An 18639-nucleotide genomic window follows, 5' to 3' on the forward strand; every position below is an offset into this window, starting at 1 on the left:
CGTAACAGCGGACAGATCAACCCGCGCCGCAACTCCGAAGGTATCCAGTGGAAGCAGTGAACGTATGAACACCAATACCGGGACGGCACGGGAGGCCGGAGTGACGGCTGCCGCCGCGGCCACCTTCGTGGTTTTCGGCATCAACGGACTCGTCTTTGCCAGCTGGGCGGCCCGCATCCCGGCCGTAACGGAGATCCTGCAGATCACTTCGGGCCAGATGGGAACCCTGCTCCTGTGCACCGCAGTGGGATCCTTGCTTGCCCTGCCCACGGCCGGCCTGGTGGTGGGGCGGATCGGAACGGCCAACACCGTGCGCTTCGGCGGGATGCTGGCAGCTGCAGCCGGTGTGGGCATTGCCTTGTCCCTCTCCGCCGCGTCGATTCCGGGAACCGCAATTTCCCTGTTCTTCTTCGGGATCGCCATCGGACTCTGGGATGTCTCGCAGAACATCGAGGGCGCCGACGTCGAACACCGGCTCCGGCGCACCATCATGCCCCAGTTCCACGCGGCCTTCAGCGGCGGAGCCTTCGTGGGTGCGCTGATGGGCGCCGGGTTGTCCAACATCGGTGTGGGCCTGCCGCTCCACCTGCTGGTCATTGCAGGTGTGGTCCTGCTGGCAACACTGGTTGCGCCGCGCTACTTCCTTCCCCATGTGGCAGCCGCACTTCCCGAGGGCGAAACCAAGCCGGCCAAGGGTCCTTCCGCCTGGCGGGACAGCAGGACGCTCCTCATCGGCGTGGTGGTACTGGGTGCCACCCTCACCGAGGGCGCCGGCAACGACTGGATTGCCAAAGCCTCCGTGGATGGGCTGGGAACCGCCGATTCAACCGGCGCGCTGATGTTCGCCCTCTTCGTCCTGGCCATGACGGCGATGCGGTTCCTGGGCGGCCGCGTCATCGACGCCTACGGCAGGGTAGCGGTGCTGCGCGCCAGCATGGCCGCGGCAGCTGCAGGCCTGGGCCTGTTCGTCCTCGCTGACACCGTCTGGATAGCAGCAGTGGGCGCAGCCCTCTGGGGCATCGGCGCGGCGCTGGCCTTCCCAATGGGCATGTCCGCCGCAGCTGACGACCCCGCCCGCGCAGCGGCTCGCGTCAGCGTTGTATCCACCTTGGGGTATATATCTTTCCTGGCCGGGCCGCCCCTGCTGGGATACCTCGGCGACGTGGTTGGCATCCATCAGGCACTGCTGGCCATCCTGGCGCCCATCCTCCTCGCCCTGCTGCTGGCCGGAGCCGCGCGGCCGCTCAAGACCGACTAGGCGCGCGGGCGGCGGTAGGGTGTGGGAATGCAGAGCATATGGCGGGGCAGCCATCGATGGATCAGCCGGATGGACAGGTACCTTGTCCGGCATGTTTCGGACCTGCCGGGTGGCAACCATGACGACTTCTTCCGCCGCCTCTCGGCTTCCGCCAACAACGGGAAACTCTGGATAGCGATCGCCGCCGGGATGGCAGCATTCCCCGGCAAGACCCGCCGGGCTGCCGTCCACGGCCTCCTGGCCCAGGCTGTGGCTTCCTCCGTTACCAACGTCATCTTCAAAACCCTGCTGCCCCGGACGCGGCCGCTGCCGGAACATCTTCCCGTGTTCCGCTTCGTGCATCCGCAACCCACCAGCTCATCAATGCCCTCCGGCCACTCCGCATCCGCCGTGGCCTTTGCTGTGGGCGTGGGCCTGGTGCGGCCCGCCATCGGCGCCGCCCTCGCCCCGGCTGCGGCGGGGGTGGCGTACTCCCGGGTCCATACCGGGGCCCATTGGCCTTCCGACGTCCTGTTCGGCTCTGCATTGGGTGCGGGTGCCGCCCTGGTCACCCGCCATTGGTGGCCCGTGCGCCCACCCATCCCCAAGACCCAGCGCACTGCGGCCCCAGCACCGGAGCTACCCGGCGGCAAGGGACTCAGCATTGTGGTGAACGCGCTGGGGGGTTCGTTCACCGATCAAACGGCTGATGCCCTGCGAGAAGTATTCCCTGAGGCACATATTGTGACGGTTCGTCCGGAGGACGACCTGGTGGAACAGATCGGGGCTACGGCGGACAGTCCCGGAACCAAAGCCCTGGGGGTGTGGGGCGGAGACGGCACGGTCGGGGCGGCGGCGGCTGCCGCCATCGAGCGGTCCCTGCCTCTGCTGGTGCTCCCTGGCGGCACCCTCAACCACTTTGCCCGGGACGCCGGTATTGGAAGCCTCCAGCAGGCGGTAACGGCGGCGTCCAACGGTGAGGCGGCGAAGGCGGACGTCGGGTTTGTCACGGCAGAGCGCGGCCTTGCCGGGTCGCCCGAAGTGTCCGAGCTGATCATGCTGAACACCTCAAGCATCGGCCTCTACCCCAACCTGGTGCGGCGGCGCGAACAGCTGCAGCCGGCGCTCGGAAAGCCACTGGCGGGAGTGGTGGCCATGTTCCGGACGTTCGCCGCCGGAACACCCATAACGCTCACCGTGGACGGAACCCCGCACCGGGTGTGGATAGCGTACGTGGGGCGTGGCCGCTACTACCCCAGGGACCATGCGCCGCTGCTCCGGCCCGTGCTGGACGATGGCGTGCTGGATTTCAGGATCTTCTCGGCGGATGAATCGTTCGCACGGTTGAGGCTTCTATGGGCGGTCCTGACCGGAACTGTGGCCAGCTCCAGCATCACCCACCTCCGTGAAGCAACCGAGGTCACCATTGACGCCAACGGCGCGCCGATGGCGCTGGCAGTGGACGGCGAGGCTCTGGCCGGTGTGCGCAAGGTGCACTACCGGGTGGTCCCCAGGGCGCTGGTCTACTACTCGCCGCAGGCCTAGGACCTGTTGCGGCGCACTCGCGTTTGGGCCGGACACCGGATGCCCCGGTGCGGTCATCCGTCGGGACTACCCTGATTCGCCCCTGAATCATCCCTGAGACCGGCGAAAAGCCCTGCAGGCGTGGGTAGCGTAGGGGGTACCACCTCCCTAAACGCATTCCGCAGCCCAGCGCTGCCGATCAAAGGAACACTCCATGATTGAGGCAACAGACCTGGCCAAGGCCTATGGCGGAAAGACCGCCGTGGCCGGGGTCAGTTTCACAGTCCGGGCCGGACAGGTTACGGGCTTCCTGGGACCCAACGGCGCCGGGAAATCCACCACCATGCGCATGATCATGGGACTGGACCGGCCGACGTCGGGCTCCGTCACAGTGAACGGACTGCCTTACGCCCAGCACAAGGCGCCGCTGCACGAGGTGGGCGCCCTCCTCGACGCCAAGGCGGTACACACCAGCCGCAGCGCCTACAACCACCTGTTGGCCATGGCCGCGACGCACGGCATCCCCAAGGCACGGGTCCACGAGGTCATTGAGATGACCGGCCTGGAGGCTGTGGCCAAGAAGAAGGCCGGCGGCTTCTCGCTGGGCATGGGCCAGCGGCTGGGCATCGCCGCCGCGCTGCTGGGGGACCCGCAGACACTGATCCTCGACGAGCCTGTCAACGGCCTGGACCCCGAAGGCGTGCTGTGGGTACGCAACCTGGTCCGCTACCTCGCGAACCAGGGCAAGACGGTGTTCCTGTCCTCGCACCTGATGAGCGAGATGGCCCAGACCGCTGACCACCTGATCGTCATTGGCCGCGGCAGGATCATCGCCGACGCACCCGTGAAGGACATCATTGCCGGAACCCGCCAGGCCAAAACCCTGGTCCGCACCGACGACGCCCAGTTCCTGCAGTCGCTGCTGGCGGGCAACGGAATCACGGTGGATCAGAGCGAGCCTGAAACCCTGACTGTCACCGGCCTGGATCCGCGGCAGATCGCCCAGGTGGCACTAGACAACAGCGTGCTGGTCTACGAACTCACCCCCAAGGTGTCCTCGCTTGAAGATGCCTACTTCGACCTCACCAAGGACGAAGTGGAATACCACTCGCACCTGGCAGGCGGCCCGGCAGGCACCCAGCCGCAGGCGGCCCCGGCTCCGGCGACGGCAGGAAAGTAAGGACCATGAGCACAACAATTCACAACGCCCCCGCGTCACGTTCCGCCGCCGGTGCCCGGCACAGCCTGAGCTTCGGCGGCGTCCTGCGCTCCGAATGGATCAAGCTGTTCTCCCTGCTGTCCACCCGTATCCTGCTGGTGCTGACATTCGCAGCCATCATCGGCGTCGGCGTCCTGACCGCGTTCGTCCGCTACAACATCCTCGATTCCATGGCCGCCAACGCCAGGGCCCAGGGTTTGGAACCGTCCTCCGACATGCTGGAGCAGTCCATGCCGCCTGGCTCAGGCCTGGACCTGTACAACCTGCCCAACGCAGGGCTTCAGATCGGCATCCTGATCTTCGGTGCCTTGGCCGTCCTGTTCATGGCCTCCGAGTACGCCACCGGCATGATCCGCTCAACCATGAGCGCCGTTCCGGCCCGAACCCCGGCCTTCGCGGCCAAGGCCATCATCCTGGCGGTGGTGTCCTACGTCATCACCACGGTGGCCGGTGCCGTCACCTTCCTGCTGTCCGTCCCCATGTTCCAGGGCCTGGGACTTGACCTCTCCTGGTCCACTGACGGCGTGGTCTACAGCGTCTTCACCGGTGGCCTGTACGTGGCGGGCGTGGCCCTCATTGGCCTGTCCCTGGGCACCCTGCTGCGCAATTCAGCCGGGGCCATCACCGTGCTGGTGGGCATCTTCTTCGTCATCCCCATCGCCGCGGGCTTTGCCTCACTCATCCCCGGCGACTTTTGGAAGTACGTACCGCAGTACATCCCGAGCGAAGCGGGCGGCCGTTTCCTGGCCATCGGCGAGATCGACGCCTACATCGACCCCTGGCAGGGCGGCCTGCTCTTCCTGGGTTACGTGCTGCTGTTCCTGGTGCCGGCCATGATCGTGCTCAAGAATCGCGACGTCTGACCCTGCGGACAGCATGAACGAAGCATCAACGGCAAAGGACGCGCTGGTCGCCGGCAACTGGCAGGCCGCCGCGTCCTTTGCCGAGCTTAACGAGAGGCGCCGGGGCAGGATCCGGCGCTACCTCTACGAACACCCGCGCGTCATGGACGCCGTGGTGGCGCTGAGCTACGTCCTCCTGGTGGCTCCCACCGCCGTGGATGCATTGGTCTCCGGCAAGTGGCTGGCCGCTGCGCTGCTGGGTGCTGTGGCCGGTGCCTTGTTCCTGCGGCGATTCCACCCGGTGGGGCTGGTGGCCTTCGTGGCGGTCATGGAGGTCGCCGTGACGCTGCTGCACCCCTGGGGGTCCAACGTTTCAACGGGCCTGTGGTTCTCGCTGTATTCCGTGGCGGTGGTGCACACCCGGCGCTTCGCGCTCATCACCATGGCGGCAGCCACGGCACCGCTCGCCCTCCTCTACCTGCTGGCCGCCGTCGGGCCCATGGAAAACTCCTTCGTCCAGGACCAGGGCGCCAACCCGGCGGACTTCCACCTGCTCACCAGCATCGCAACCGGTGCCACCATCGCACTGTCCAACGTCATCGCCACGGGCATCGGCATCGGGGTGAAGCAGCGCCGGGAACACGAGCAGCAGGTTGCCGCTTGGGCCGCGCGGACCGCAAGGCTTGCCTCCGTCAACGAACGCAACCGGATCGCCCGGGAAATGCACGACGTCGTTGCCCACTCGCTGACGGTGATGATCAGCCTCTCGGACGGCGCCGGCGTCGTGGTCCGGAAAAGTCCCGAGCGGGCCGGCGAGGTGTTGGGCGAACTGTCGCGGACGGGGCGGACAGCGCTGGCGGACATGCGCCGGGTGCTGGGCGTGCTGCGCGACGACGCCGGAACGGCGGCCCCGAGGACTCCGCTGGCCGCGGGACAGAGCCTGGCGAAGCTGCTGGAAGGCTTCCGCACCGCCGGGTTGCCGCTGCACTATTCGCATACCGGCCCGGCGCTGCCCAACGATGCCGCGTTCCAGCTCACCGTGTACCGGATCGTCCAGGAATCGCTCACCAACGTGCTCCGCTACGGGCGTTCCCTGGCACGGGTGGACGTGGACATCGCCCGGCAGGGCGCCACGGTGACCATTGACGTGCACGACGACGGCGCCGGCGGGAGTGCCCACCGCACCGATGACGGCGGCGCCCAGGCCGACGCATCTGCGGGATCGGGCCTGCCGTTTGGGACCGGCCAGGGGCTTGCCGGCATGGCAGAGCGGGCCCGGATCTACTCCGGGACCGTGACCGCCGGGCCGGGCGGGCGCGGCTGGCGCGTCCACGCGGTCCTGACCTGCCCGGCTGATGAACGTCCCGAACCGATCACCGCACCCTCCGAACTCCAAGGCAAGGCATGACTGAACACGCACCGATCACCGTCCTGCTGGTGGATGACCAGCCACTCCTGCGGATGGGATTCCGCCTGATCCTGGAGGGCGAGGAAGACCTGCACATCGTGGGCGAAGCCTCCGACGGCGCCGAAGCGGTTGAAGCTCGTCCGGAACCTCACCCCGGACGTGGTGCTCATGGATGTCCGGATGCCCGTGCTGGACGGCATCGAGGCCACCCGGGCCATCACTGCCGAAGGGTCCCCGGCCCGCATCATCATCCTCACCACCTTCGACGTGGACGAGTACGCCTTCGCCGGCCTCCAGGCAGGGGCGTCCGCTTTCCTGCTCAAGGATGTGGCGCCGGCGGAACTCATCCAGGCCGTGCGCGTGGTGGCCAGCGGGGACGCAGTGGTGGCGCCCAGGGTCACCCAGCGCCTGCTGGAAACGTACGTCCGCGGTGCGGCAGCCCCGGCCCCCGCCGCTCAGGCTCCCGACCCGCTGCTGGGTGACCTGACACCGCGGGAAACCGAGATGCTCGAGGCCATGGCGGAGGGTTTGTCCAACGCCGAGATTGCGCACCGGTACTTCCTGTCCGAGGCCACGGTGAAAACGCATGTGCGCCGGATCCTTACCAAACTGCACCTCCGGGACCGGGTGCAGGCGGTGGTGTACGCGTATGAAACCGGGCTGGTGGTGCCCAGCAACCCGGACTACTGACAGCCGGTTCACAGGAAGGCCCTATGCAGGACATAGGGCCAGGCCCTTTGATGGACTCATGACTTCGCTTCCGCCGCATGAATCCGGTCCTGAGGAACAGCAGCCGCACCGAACCACGACCGGGGGCTGGAGTTCGACCTGTCCACGATGCTGAGCCGGCGGTCGCTGGGCCCGTTCCTTGGTGCGGGCGGTGCCGCGGCTGCCCTGGCCGCCTGCACGCCGGGAGGTTCTTCCCCGGCCGGCCGGCCGGCGTCGTCCGCTGCCGCGCCCTCAGCCACCGCGTCCGCTTCCCCGTCCGCGGCGACCCCCGCCAGTGCCACTCCGTCTCCCACGCTGACCCGCGCCATTGCCGAATGCGGCGTGGAGATCCCGCAGGAAACCGCAGGTCCCTTCCCCGGGGACGGTTCCAACGGACCCAACGTCCTTGAAGCGTCCGGAGTGGTCCGCAGGGACATCACCTCCAGCTTCGGCTCGGCCTCCGCCACCGCCGAAGGCGTCCCGCTGACATTTACCCTGACCCTGCTGGACAACGCCAACGGCTGCACCCCCATGGCCGGCGCCGCCGTCTACGCGTGGCACTGCGACCGGGACGGAAAGTACTCCCTGTACGACTCAAGCCTCACCAACGAGAACTACCTGCGCGGTGTCCAAGAGGCCGATTCGAACGGCCAGGTCACGTTCACGTCCATCTTCCCCGGCGCCTACTCCGGCCGGTGGCCGCACATCCACTTTGAGGTGTTCGAGTCCATGAACAACGCGACGGCGGCGGGCCAGGTGCTGGCCGTTTCGCAGATTGCGCTCACCCAGGCCGCGTGCGACGACGTCTACGCCACGGCCGGGTACGAACGCAGCGTTACCAACATGTTGCGCACCACCCTGCAGTCGGACAACGTGTTCGGTGACGATGGCGGCATCTATCAGCTGGCCACGATGGCAGGTTCGGCGGCCGCGGGCTACACGGCGGGGCTCAACGTCACCATCTAGACTCGGGAGCATGCCTAACCAATCCCCTGCCACAGACCACATCCAGGACCTTGGCGCTTTCGTCAGCGCGTCGCCGTCGAGCTTCCACGCGGCCCACGAGGCCGGACGGCGGCTGGCGGACGCGGGATTCACCCGGCTTGATGAGCTGGAGCCGTGGGACGGCGGGGCCGGCCGGTTCTTCATCATCCGGGACGGCGCACTGATCGCCTGGGTGGTTCCGGAGAACGCCGGTCCCACCACCGGGTTCCACATCCTGGGCGCCCACACGGACTCGCCGTCCTTCAAACTCAAGCCCAAGCCGACCACCGGCGCCTACGGCTGGCTCCAGGCCGGGGTGGAAGTCTACGGCGGCCCGCTGCTGAACTCCTGGCTGGACCGGGAGCTGCGTCTGGCCGGCCGGCTGGTGATGCTGGACGGCACCGAACACCTGGCCGCCACCGGACCGCTGCTGCGGTTCCCCCAGCTGGCCATCCACCTGGACCGTGCCGTGAACGACGGGCTGACGCTCGACAAGCAGCGGCACATGAACCCCGTCTGGGGATTGGGAAACCCGGCAGACTTCGACGTCCTCCGGGTCCTGGCCTCGTCCGTGGAAGGCGCCTCCGTTGATCCGGCCCGCATTGGAGGGTACGACGTCGTCATCGCGGACACGCAGGCACCTGCGGTTTTCGGAGGATCAGGTGAGTTCTTCGCGTCCGGGCGGTTGGATAACCTCTCCTCCACTCACGCCGGGCTCGCGGCGCTGATAGCCCACGCTTCGTCCGGTTCCGCTGACTCTGCTGCTCCCATTGCTGTACTTGCCGCGTTCGACCACGAGGAAATCGGCTCCAACTCGCGCTCCGGCGCGTGCGGCCCGATCCTTGAGGACGTGCTGGTGCGGATCTCCGACGGCCTTGGCGCCTCGGTGAGCCAGCGGCGGCAGGCCCTGGCGGCGTCGTTCTGTGTTTCCGCCGACGCCGGCCACGCTGTCCACCCGAACTACGCCGAACGGCACGACCCCGCCAACCATCCCGTGCTCAACGGCGGGCCGCTGCTGAAGATCAACGCCAACCAGCGGTACGCCACGGACGCCCCCGGGGCGGCGCTGTGGGCACGGCTGTGCGGTGAAGCGGGCGTGCCCTACCAGGAGTTCGTGTCCAACAACGCCATCCCGTGCGGCTCCACCATCGGCCCGCTGACCGCTACGCGGCTAGGAATCCGGACCGTGGATGTGGGCGTGGCACTGCTGTCCATGCACTCCGCCAGGGAGCTGTGCGGTGTGGAGGATCCGTGGCGGCTGGCCTCCGTGGCCGAGTTGTTCTTCCGCACAGCTTCCTAGCGCTCTCCGTCGCCGCGGGCACCGAACCGCATCCGGTGCCGGTCTATGGTCCGGGCCGGGACGCCGATCCAGGTTTCGCCGTCAGGTACGTTACTGAGGATGGCGGCGCCCATCCCCACGGTGGCGTAGTCCCCCACACTGGTCCGTTCGCGGACGCTGGAGTTCATGCCAAGGTCGGCGGCCCGCCCGATCCTGACCCCGCCACCCAGGGAAACGCCTGCTGAGAACGTGGCGAAATCGGCAACGTCGTCGTCATGGGTGAACGTTACCGACGGCATAGCCACTACGTGCGCCCCCAGCGTGACGCCCGCCGTCAAGGTCACATTCCGGAGGAGGATGCTCCCCCGTCCGATCCGGCAACCGTCCGGGTACGGGACCGTGGGATCAATGGCGGTAGCGTACCTGGACTCCTGGACGCCAACGCTCCGTAACCGGTCCACCACGGACTCGCGCGCCCGTCCGGAGGCGAGGCAAACCAGTAGGAAGGCGTGCTTGAAACTGACGGCATCCTCAACCCGTCCAAGCACCGGGGCTCCATCCACCGTGGTGTCCGCCAACTGCCTGTCGTCATCAAGAAACCCCACGACGTCGTATTGCCCACTGGCCCGGACCATGGCCAGGACCTCCCTGGCCAGGCCGGTCACGGAGACCAGAATCAGCTCGCTCATGTTCAGGGCCGCTCCTAGACGATCGGCAGGACATAGGGTTCGGCGGAGGGGCTGGACTTGCCGGCGGCCAGGGCAGTCAGCTGTGCGCGTGACTCCACGCCCAGCTTCCGGTAGATGGCCGTGAGCCGCACTTCCACCGTGCGTACCGACACGTACAGGGTGCCCGCGATTTCCTTATTCCGCATCCCCCGCGCAACCATCTTGGCAAGTTCGAGTTCATGGCTTGCGAGCAGCAGCAACGCCGGGTTCCCCCGGGGACGTTCCTCGCGATCATCCATGAGCAGCACGTCCACGTGCTGGGCCCATGAAGCGGCACCGGCCTCGTCGAAGAGCACCTTGGCCCGCAGCAGGGCATCCTTGGAGTCCCGAAGCCGGCCGAAAGCGATCAGGCGCTCCGAATAACACAGCAGCGTCCGGCCTCGCTCCACCAACGGGACGTGCCCCTTCCCGGCTTCAATGGCCTGACTGAAGAGCTGGAGGGCCTGCTCACCGTCGGCCAGCATGGCGTGGCATCGCGCGAGGGCTTCCACAAGCCAGAGGGAGCGCAGACCAGCCGGATGTGCCTCCAGGCGCTGCAGGACTTGGGTCGCCTCCCGATGCCGTCCCAACCGGACCAGGACTTCCACCAAATCGGCTTCACATCTCAGCAGCACAGGGTTGGCGAACGCCTGGCCCAGCTCCGAGGCCCGGGAAAGATACGCGCAGGATTCTGCGAGGTCGCCGCGGAGCAAGGCGAAATGACCCTCCATGGCTGCAAACTGCGCAGCGATGGCCAGGTTGTTTCCCGATGCCGCAAACTGCTGTGCATCCGCCGCATGAACCTTTGCCCGGGCTTCATCTCCCACCGCGTGCGCCCGCCACACCCGGAAGAGGCACCGCTGGCCGCGCTGGTACTTCATCTCCGGGTCGCTGCGCTCGAGGTCGTCTATAAGGCGGATAGCAGCGCCGACGTTGCCGGCACGGATTTCGTTGTCCACGGCCAGGACCAGTGCCGTTTCCCGCCACAGGGTATTGCGGGGCTCAAGATAACCGGCAACGATCGCGAACGCCTGTTGCGCTTGTGGGTACGCTTCGGCGTAGCTGAGTGCCCTGCCCTGCACCAGCAGGCTGACCATGCGGGCCTCTCCGGCAGGTTCGTGCTTGCGGGCAAGGCTGGCGGTATCGCCCCTGATGGCGTCCGTCAGGGTCTGTGCCCGGTCGGTAATGGCACGGCACTCCGCTGACGCCGCGTCCCGGAATGCCGCGCTGCGCCGGAGCACCTCGGCCGCGTCCGCCAGCTCCCACCGTTCCGCATAGTAGAGGGCTGCGCCGGCCAACAGGGCCGCGGTGAACGCGGGGCTGTGCCGGCCGAACTCCTTGGCCAGGCGCAGCACCATGCTGGAGCGCACCGACGCGCCCTGGGCAAACTGGATTTCGAAGGCCAGGCCGGTCAGCCGAAGGATGAGGGGCGGGTTGCGGGTGACCCGGAGTGCCCAGTCCAGATAACGGCGGGCGTACACGAATTCGCCATGGCTGAAGAGGACTTCGGCAATGGCAGCGAGGCGGGCGGCGGTTTCAGCCTCCCACGGGTTGAGGGTCAGCGCGCGCTCAATGTACTCGACGGCGAAGGGCACATCTCCGCCACGGATCAGGTCCACCGCGTGCCGCAGCAGGCTGAACGCCGTTTTGCGCTCCAGCGCCGTGTAGCTCAGGTGCCAGCGCCTGGCGTAGGGGTCGGAAAGCTCCGAGGCATTTGCCAGCGCACGGTGGCTGGCTGTCCTCGCCGCGGGGGCCATGGTGGAAAAGACGTAGCCGCGCAGCAACTGGTCGCGGATCCGCAGGTGGGGCCCTGTTCGGCTGACCAGGCCTTCGGACAGCAGCTCGTCGAAGCCGGACCACACGTCTCCGTTGACCTGTTCCAGGGCCCCGATATCGGTCCGGCAGGAAAGCGAGAGGAGGTCGAGGATGCCGCGGGCCGCTGGAGCCAGCTGGCCCACCACCGCCGCAAAATCTGTTTCAAAGCTGCCCCTGCAGGGCAACGGGATGGGCATGGCGTATTTCCCGTCGGCCTGCTGCTCCAGCAGGTGGTGGTACAGCTCGACGGCGGCGAGCGGATTTCCCAGCGTGGCCGAGGCAACTGCGTGGGCGGCCGCCGTCGTGCCCTGGTTGGCGGGGATCGCCTCCAGCATCCGCACCGTCTCGTTGTAGCTCAGCGGATTGAGCTTCAGCGAGTCCAGCCCGGTGAACGGGCCGTCAGGCGGGGAACCACGGACGCTGAGGAACAGCGCGATGTCGGTTCCACTCAGGCGCCGGGCCAGGAAACCGATCACGGCCTGGCTGCCGGGGTCGAGCCGGTCGGCGTCGTCAATGGCAATGACCGTCCGTGTTGACGACCGCTGGAGCAGGCCGGACAGGAGCGTCGCTGACAAAGCGGGGACGTTAGGGGTGTCCGCCGCATCACGCAGGAGCTCGTCCGCGATCCTGTTCAGGACCGGGTCGTCCATCCTGTTCAGGAGGGCGGTGATTCCGGACAGCGGCCAGCCGGATTCGGACTCGCTGGCGCTGAGGAACACCGTGGGGTATTCGCACAGGGCGGACAGTTCGGCCAGGAGTGCTGATCTTCCCGATCCCCTGTTGCCGGACACCACCAGGGCTGAATCCTTGGGTCCGCGGATCACCGAAAGGACCCTGTCCAGTTCCTTGCTCCGGCCTACCAAAGACATGAGGTCCCCGTCCTGTGAAGAAAGGAGACCGCATTCTTGCGCATGTGTACCCGGCACGGCAGCCGTACCGCCGGGTACCCCGGAGATCCAGCACGGCTTGTCTCCGCCCCAGTGCGGTTCCCAGCTGTAGAAAGGAATATATAGCGGCCACGGATGGGGGTGCCATCCAAATAGGCGCTGGATTGGCTCAAGATTGGTCGCCGCGTTTCTTGAAGATTTCGGTGTTGCCCGGCATGCATCTTTTGATGCCCTCAGATGTTCGCAGCTGGAGGAAGTTCTGATTTGGGCGGGCCGGGCTTGTGCCGATGCACATAATGCCGTGACCGTTAGCGGGTCTAGGGTGGGAGAAACTTGTGATCCACCGCACTGGACGGGCCCCGGGAAACCTCCGCCGCCGCCAGTAGCCCCAACTCCACGCAATAACCAGAAGGACGGCGCACGCATGCCCGCTGACCAGCAACTGTCCAAGTCGCTCAAACCACGGCACCTTTCCATGATCGCCATCGCCGGCGTCATCGGCGCCGGACTCTTCGTCGGATCCGGTGCCGCCATCCAGCAGGCGGGCCCGGGCATCCTGGTGGCCTACATGGCCGCCGGTATCGTGGTCATCCTGGTGATGCGCATGCTCGGCGAGATGGCCGCGGCCCACCCTGAGACCGGCTCCTTTTCCACCTACGCAGACAAGGCGCTGGGCCGCTGGGCCGGATTCAGCATCGGCTGGCTGTACGCATGGTTCTGGATCATCGTGCTGGGCATCGAAGCCACCGCGGGGGCGGCCATCATGCACCGGTGGATTCCGGGCATCGACCAGTGGGTCTGGGCGCTGATCCTGATGGTCCTCCTGACGCTGACCAACCTCGGTTCGGTCAAGTCCTACGGTGAATTCGAGTTCTGGTTCGCCTCCATCAAGGTCACGGCCATCATCCTGTTCCTCCTCTTCGGCGTGGCAGCCATCCTGGGCCTCGTTCCAGGCGTACCCGCCCCCGGCCTTGACAACCTGCTGAACAAGGGCGGATTCATGCCCAACGGCCCCGGCGCCGTCCTGGCCGGAATCCTGGTGGTGGTCTTCTCCTTCTTCGGCGCCGAAATTGCCACCATTGCCGCCGGCGAGTCCGAGAACCCGGTTGACGCTGTCAAGAAGGCCGTCAAGTCCACCGTCTGGCGCATCCTCGTTTTCTACATCGGCTCCATCGCCATCGTGGTCACCCTGCTGCCGTGGAACGATGCCAGCGTGGCAAAGAGCCCTTACGTTGCCGTCATTGAGCTCTTCGGAGTTCCGGGCGCCGGAACCATCATGGACATTGTGGTGCTGACCTCGGTCCTGTCCTGCCTGAACTCCGGGCTGTACACCGCCAGCCGGATGCTGTTCTCACTGTCCAAGCGCGGAGACGCCCCTGCTTCCTGGACGAAGATTTCCCGGCGCGGCGTGCCGGTTGCTGCCGTGCTCTCCTCCACGGTGGTCGGCTTTGTCACCGTTGGCCTGAACTACATCGCACCGGACACCGTATTCCTTTTCCTGGTCAACACCTCCGGCGCCATTGCGCTGTTCGTCTGGCTGGTCATCGCCTCCTCGCAGCTGATCCTCCGCAAGCGCATGGGCGCCGCCGCCAAGGACCTTGCGCTGAAAATGTGGCTGTTCCCGTACCTGACGTGGCTGTCGATCGGCAGCATCGTTGCCCTGCTCATCGGCATGGTTATCCTGGACTCCACCCGGGAATCCCTGCTGCTGTCCGTGGCGCTGGCCGGAGTCGTGGTGGCCATCGGGGTCCTGCGCTACCGCCGGCGCGGAGCTTCCGCAGGCCAGGCCGGGGACGGACTCGAAGCCGACGACGTCCCGGCCAAGGCGGGACCGGCGTCGTAATCTGATGCTTTTCCACATAGGAGAGCCCGTGCTGCCATCCCGGCGGCACGGGCTCTAGCCTTGAGTCAAGCGCGAATCGCCTATCCCGTCCAAATGCACTAAGATATTGAAGTCTGTGCTGCGCCTCAGCCACCGTTCCGGCGGCGGGCATGCATGGAATCGCAAATGAACCTCCTGTTACGGAAATGCCGTAACCGCTTAGCCCAAAGGAGGTGGGTTCACATATGCGTCCTTACGAATTGATGGTAATCATCGACCCCGAGGTCGAAGAGCGTACCGTTGAGCCGTCGCTTCAGAAGTTCCTGAACGTCATCACCAACGATGGTGGAACCATCGAAAAGGTTGACATCTGGGGCCGTCGCCGGCTGGCTTACGAGATCAAGAAGAAGTCCGAAGGTATCTACGCCGTGGTGAACTTCACCGCCAAGCCGGAAACCGCCAAGGAACTTGACCGCCAGCTGTCTCTTAACGAGACCATCATGCGCACCAAGATCACCCGCCCCGAAGAGCAGAAGGTTGTTGCCGAGTAATTTCGGTACCACTCTTCATTCTTCACCCCGCAGGACTCGAATCTTCACCCAGGATCGAACAAGGAGGCAGTAGATGGCAGGCGAGACCACCATTACGGTCATCGGTAATCTCACCAATGACCCGGAATTGCGGTTCACACCGTCAGGTTCGGCAGTAGCGAACTTCACCATCGCTTCCACCCCGCGTACCTTTGATCGCCAGTCCAACGAGTGGAAGGACGGGGAAACCCTGTTCCTCCGCGCTGCGGTGTGGCGTGAAGCGGCCGAGAACGTCGCGGAGTCCCTGACAAAGGGCATGCGCGTCATCGTTACCGGCCGCCTGAAGAGCCGTTCCTACGAAACAAAAGAAGGCGAAAAGCGCACTGTTATCGAGCTTGAGGTCGATGAAATCGGCCCCAGCCTCCGTTATGCAAACGCCAAGGTCAACCGCACCCAGCGCTCCGGCGGTCAGGGTGGCGGAGGCTTCGGCGGCGGCAACAGCGGCGGTGGCTTTGGCGGCGGCAACTCTGGTGGAAACCAGGGCGGCAACTCCGGCGGTAACTGGGGTGGCGGCGGCGGCAACCAGCAGGCTGCACAGGACGACCCCTGGGCAACGCCCGGCGTCTCCAACGCAGGTGGCTGGGGCAACGGCCCCGACTCCGAACCGCCCTTCTAAAAAATCCTCTCGGCCCGGCGTCGGGACCGCATCACTGTGCCTGCCGGCACGGTGGCGGTTATCGCCGTCGGACCACCACCATCCCGTGGATCAATATCCACGGGCTCCCTAGAATAGGAGCTCCACGATGGCTAAGGCTGAACTCCGTAAGCCCAAACCAAAGTCCAACCCCTTGAAGGCCGCTGACATCACTGTCATCGACTACAAGGACGTAGCATTGCTGCGCAAGTTCATCTCCGACCGCGGAAAGATCCGCGCCCGTCGCGTCACCGGCGTTACGGTCCAGGAACAGCGCAAGATCGCACAGGCAATCAAGAACGCCCGCGAAGTTGCCCTGCTGCCTTACTCCGGCGCTGGCCGCGGTTAAGGAAGGGATTTACTAACATGGCAAAGCTCATTCTGACCCACGAAGTCACCGGTCTCGGTGCTGCCGGCGATGTTGTCGAGGTCAAGGACGGTTACGCACGTAACTTCCTGCTGCCCCGCAACTTCGCCCTGACCTGGACGAAGGGTGGCGAGAAGCAGGTTGAGTCCATCAAGGCTGCCCGCGCCGCCCGCGAGCACGCTTCCCTGGAAGATGCTCAGAAGCAGGCCGCTGCACTGCAGTCCAAGCCTGTCCAGCTGGTTGTCAAGGCCGGCGAAACCGGACGCCTGTTCGGCACCGTCAAGCAGGCCGACGTCGCCAACGCTGTTGAGGCCGCAGGCCTGGGCAGCATCGACAAGCGCAAGGTTGAACTGCCGGTCCACATCAAGTCGGTTGGTTCCTACCAGGCCAACGTCCGTCTCCACGAGGATGTTGCCGCTGTGATCGAACTCGACGTAGTAGCCGGAAAGTAACTTCTGACTGCACCGAAGACCCCCGCTGCCGGATCACGGCCGCGGGGGTCTTTTGCATCTGCGGTCACGGCCGGTGGAGTTGGGCCATTACATGGTGGTAACCGCCTCTGATCATTGCCACCAGAACCTGCCGGTCAACGTCTGCCAGCCTGTTGATGTACAGGCAGGCGGCGCCGGTCTTGTGCTTGCCGAGGGCTTCAAGCTTAGGCCCGGCATCGGGCCCGTACGTCAGCCCGTACAGGGCGAGGTTGGCCTTCCGCGGGGAGAACCCGACGGCGGCTGAGTCGCCTTCCCTGCCGGTGGCATATCTGTAGTGGTAGCTGCCGAAGCCCACGATTGTGGGTCCCCACATCACCGCTTCCTGGCCAGTGATGTCCCGCATGAGCTCCAGCAATTCGAAACCGTCAGCCCTGCGGACCGGGTGCTCCACTGCTGCCAGGAATTCGTTGACGCCGGCCCCGGTGGGGGCGGTCTTGTTCGCTGCCATGGACGTAGTCTGGCAGACGCCGCCAGGGTACGGCCACACCGGTGATAGCCTGCACCGGTGACCACCCAGAGCATGCGAATCCGCCCGTTCCACCAGGCCGACGTCTTTTCCGCTGAACCGTACCGCGGCAACCCGCTGGCCGTGGTGGTTGATGCCGAAGACCTGTCCGCGGAGCAGATGCAGCACTTCGCGAACTGGACGAATCTCTCCGAAACCACGTTCCTGCTGCCGCCCACAGATCCTGAGGCGGATTACCGGGTACGTATCTTCACCGGCACTGAGGAGTTTCCTTTTGCCGGCCACCCGACGCTGGGCTCGGCGCACACCTGGCTTGAGGCCGGCGGCGTCCCGAAGTCGGACGACTGGCTGGTGCAGGAGTGCGGGGCCGGCCTTGTACGGGGTTAAGCGCGACGGCGGCCGGCTCGCCTTCGCCGCGCCGCCGCTGACCCGCTTCGAACCCGTGGACAGTTCCACCCGCCGGCAGCTGGCCGCCGCTCTTCGGCTGCCGGGGCCGGACCTCCTTGATGCGTCCTGGCTGGTCAACGGTCCCGAGTGGATCGGCGTACTGCTGGGATCTGCTGAGCAGGTGCTGGCCCTCGAGCCGGACCTGGCTGCCATGGGGAGCCTCAAGATCGGGGTTATTGGCCCGCACCAGCCGGGTGGGGACGCCGATTTTGAGGTCCGTACCTTCATTCCGGGCGATGCCATGGTGGAGGATCCCGTGACGGGCAGCTTCAACGCAGGCGCCGCGCAGTGGCTGATCGGGACCGGGCGGGCGCCGGAGCAGTACGTGGCGGCACAGGGCACCGCCCTGGGCCGCGCAGGCCGCGTCCACATCTCTGCCGAGGGGGCGGACATCTGGGTGGGTGGCCACTGCGCCACCTGCATCCGCGGGAGCGTCACGCTCTAAGTCCGCTTTCCCGTGGGACTGATGCAGGCCGCGGCACGGCTTGAGGATCCTGCACCGGGAATACCCCGGAAGCGACGCCTGTTCAACAAGTAGATGCAAATGCATGTACGATCAGTGAACCAGCAACAGGAGAACGCCATGGAAACCCGCCGCATCACCGTCCTTTCCGCCGGACTCGGCGTCCCGTCGTCGAGCCGACTGCTTGCAGACCAGCTGGCGGCGTCGGCCAAGCGCCAACTGGAGGCCGCCGGATACAGCGTGGAAGTGGAAACCGTCGAGCTGCGGGACCTGGCGGTGGACATCGCCAACAATTTCGTCACCGGTTACGCCGCGCCGCACCTGGCCGACGTGATCGCCACAGTTGAAGCAGCAGACGGCATCATCGCAGTGTCCCCCGTGTTCAGTGCGTCGTACAGCGGGCTCTTCAAGTCGTTCTTCGACGTGCTGGACCCCAAGTCCCTGGACGGCAAGGCGGTCCTGCTGGGTGCCACCGGCGGAACGGACCGGCACCAGATGGTCCTGGACTACGCCATGCGCCCCCTGTTCAGCTACCTCCGCACCCGGATTGCGGCCACGGCCGTGTTCGCCGGGCCACAGGACTGGGGCACAGCGAGCGACGCCGGCACCTCCCTGGCCAGCAGGGTGGACCGGGCATCCGGCGAGTTTTCGCAGCTCCTGGAAGGACTGCAGCCGGGCCGCAAGCTGGCGCCCATGGAATCGCTTCCGTTCGAGCAGCTTCTCGCGGGAATCTCCGGAACCAACTGACC

The 18639-nt window shown here is 66.1% G+C and carries 16 protein-coding genes and 2 pseudogenes; 15 read left to right on the top strand and 3 right to left on the bottom strand.

Annotated elements, in window-relative coordinates:
• Window positions 1-64 precede the first annotated feature (64 nt).
• The 8 genes and pseudogenes from QE394_RS09615 (at window position 65) to QE394_RS09650 (ending at window position 9222) form a co-directional block, all read left to right on the top strand.
• Complete coding sequence (locus QE394_RS09615) at window positions 65-1258, top strand: MFS transporter (RefSeq protein ID WP_349034384.1); 1194 nt, start codon at window positions 65-67, stop codon at window positions 1256-1258.
• Window positions 1259-1285: 27 nt separating this feature from the next.
• Entirely contained in the window at window positions 1286-2782 is a 1497-nt protein-coding gene (locus tag QE394_RS09620) for a phosphatase PAP2 family protein (RefSeq protein WP_349034385.1), read from the top strand.
• A gap of 193 nt (window positions 2783-2975) precedes the next feature.
• A complete protein-coding gene (locus tag QE394_RS09625; protein ID WP_056080311.1) occupies window positions 2976-3941 on the top strand; it encodes an ABC transporter ATP-binding protein in 966 nt (321 codons plus the stop codon).
• Window positions 3942-3946: 5 nt separating this feature from the next.
• Window positions 3947-4843: an ABC transporter permease gene (locus QE394_RS09630; protein WP_056080315.1), complete on the top strand. Its 897-nt coding sequence runs from the start codon at window positions 3947-3949 to the stop codon at window positions 4841-4843.
• Window positions 4844-4856: 13 nt separating this feature from the next.
• Window positions 4857-6230 carry a histidine kinase gene (locus QE394_RS09635; protein ID WP_349034386.1) on the top strand — a complete coding sequence of 458 codons (1374 nt, stop codon included), beginning with the start codon at window positions 4857-4859 and terminating at the stop codon, window positions 6228-6230.
• Window positions 6227-6920: pseudogene (locus QE394_RS09640) on the top strand (response regulator transcription factor). The gene QE394_RS09635 and the pseudogene QE394_RS09640 overlap by 4 nt, the downstream one beginning before the upstream one ends.
• A gap of 147 nt (window positions 6921-7067) precedes the next feature.
• Complete coding sequence (locus tag QE394_RS09645) at window positions 7068-7904, top strand: intradiol ring-cleavage dioxygenase (RefSeq protein WP_349034387.1); 837 nt, start codon at window positions 7068-7070, stop codon at window positions 7902-7904.
• Between the two features lie 10 nt (window positions 7905-7914).
• Entirely contained in the window at window positions 7915-9222 is a 1308-nt protein-coding gene (locus QE394_RS09650) for a M18 family aminopeptidase (RefSeq protein ID WP_314212681.1), read from the top strand.
• Here the strand turns inward: QE394_RS09650 and QE394_RS09655 are convergent.
• Window positions 9219-9890, bottom strand: a complete 672-nt coding sequence (locus QE394_RS09655) for a NeuD/PglB/VioB family sugar acetyltransferase (protein ID WP_268160325.1) — start codon at window positions 9888-9890, stop codon at window positions 9219-9221. The genes QE394_RS09650 and QE394_RS09655 overlap by 4 nt on opposite strands.
• 14 nt (window positions 9891-9904) lie before the next feature.
• Window positions 9905-12592 carry an AAA family ATPase gene (locus QE394_RS09660; protein WP_349034388.1) on the bottom strand — a complete coding sequence of 896 codons (2688 nt, stop codon included), beginning with the start codon at window positions 12590-12592 and terminating at the stop codon, window positions 9905-9907.
• A gap of 442 nt (window positions 12593-13034) precedes the next feature.
• Between QE394_RS09660 and QE394_RS09665 the strand changes: the two genes are divergently transcribed.
• The 5 genes from QE394_RS09665 (at window position 13035) to rplI (ending at window position 16475) form a co-directional block, all read left to right on the top strand.
• Window positions 13035-14453 (top strand): amino acid permease, encoded by a 1419-nt coding sequence (locus tag QE394_RS09665; RefSeq protein ID WP_349034389.1) that lies wholly within the window; start codon window positions 13035-13037, stop codon window positions 14451-14453.
• A gap of 224 nt (window positions 14454-14677) precedes the next feature.
• A complete protein-coding gene (gene rpsF / locus QE394_RS09670) occupies window positions 14678-14983 on the top strand; it encodes a 30S ribosomal protein S6 (protein WP_013602900.1) in 306 nt (101 codons plus the stop codon).
• A gap of 73 nt (window positions 14984-15056) precedes the next feature.
• On the top strand, window positions 15057-15638 hold the full coding sequence (locus QE394_RS09675; protein ID WP_015939035.1) for a single-stranded DNA-binding protein: 582 nt from the start codon (window positions 15057-15059) through the stop codon (window positions 15636-15638).
• Window positions 15639-15765: 127 nt separating this feature from the next.
• A complete protein-coding gene (gene rpsR, locus QE394_RS09680; RefSeq protein WP_003800144.1) occupies window positions 15766-16005 on the top strand; it encodes a 30S ribosomal protein S18 in 240 nt (79 codons plus the stop codon).
• A gap of 17 nt (window positions 16006-16022) precedes the next feature.
• Window positions 16023-16475 (top strand): 50S ribosomal protein L9, encoded by a 453-nt coding sequence (rplI, locus tag QE394_RS09685; protein WP_015939034.1) that lies wholly within the window; start codon window positions 16023-16025, stop codon window positions 16473-16475.
• A gap of 64 nt (window positions 16476-16539) precedes the next feature.
• On the opposite strand, the gene QE394_RS09690 is transcribed toward rplI, so the two are convergent.
• Window positions 16540-16962, bottom strand: coding sequence for a DUF1801 domain-containing protein (locus QE394_RS09690; RefSeq protein WP_349034390.1), 423 nt, complete (start codon window positions 16960-16962; stop codon window positions 16540-16542).
• Window positions 16963-17034: 72 nt separating this feature from the next.
• Here QE394_RS09690 and QE394_RS09695 point away from each other — a divergent pair.
• Window positions 17035-17872: pseudogene (locus QE394_RS09695) on the top strand (PhzF family phenazine biosynthesis protein).
• Window positions 17873-18010: 138 nt separating this feature from the next.
• The gene (locus tag QE394_RS09700) at window positions 18011-18637 is read left to right on the top strand and encodes an FMN reductase (protein ID WP_261619005.1); all 627 of its coding nucleotides are present in this window, start codon (window positions 18011-18013) and stop codon (window positions 18635-18637) included.
• The last annotated feature ends 2 nt before the right edge of the window (window positions 18638-18639 follow it).

The sequence above is a fragment of the Pseudarthrobacter sp. SORGH_AS 212 genome, from assembly GCF_030818145.1.
Lineage (GTDB): Bacteria > Actinomycetota > Actinomycetes > Actinomycetales > Micrococcaceae > Arthrobacter.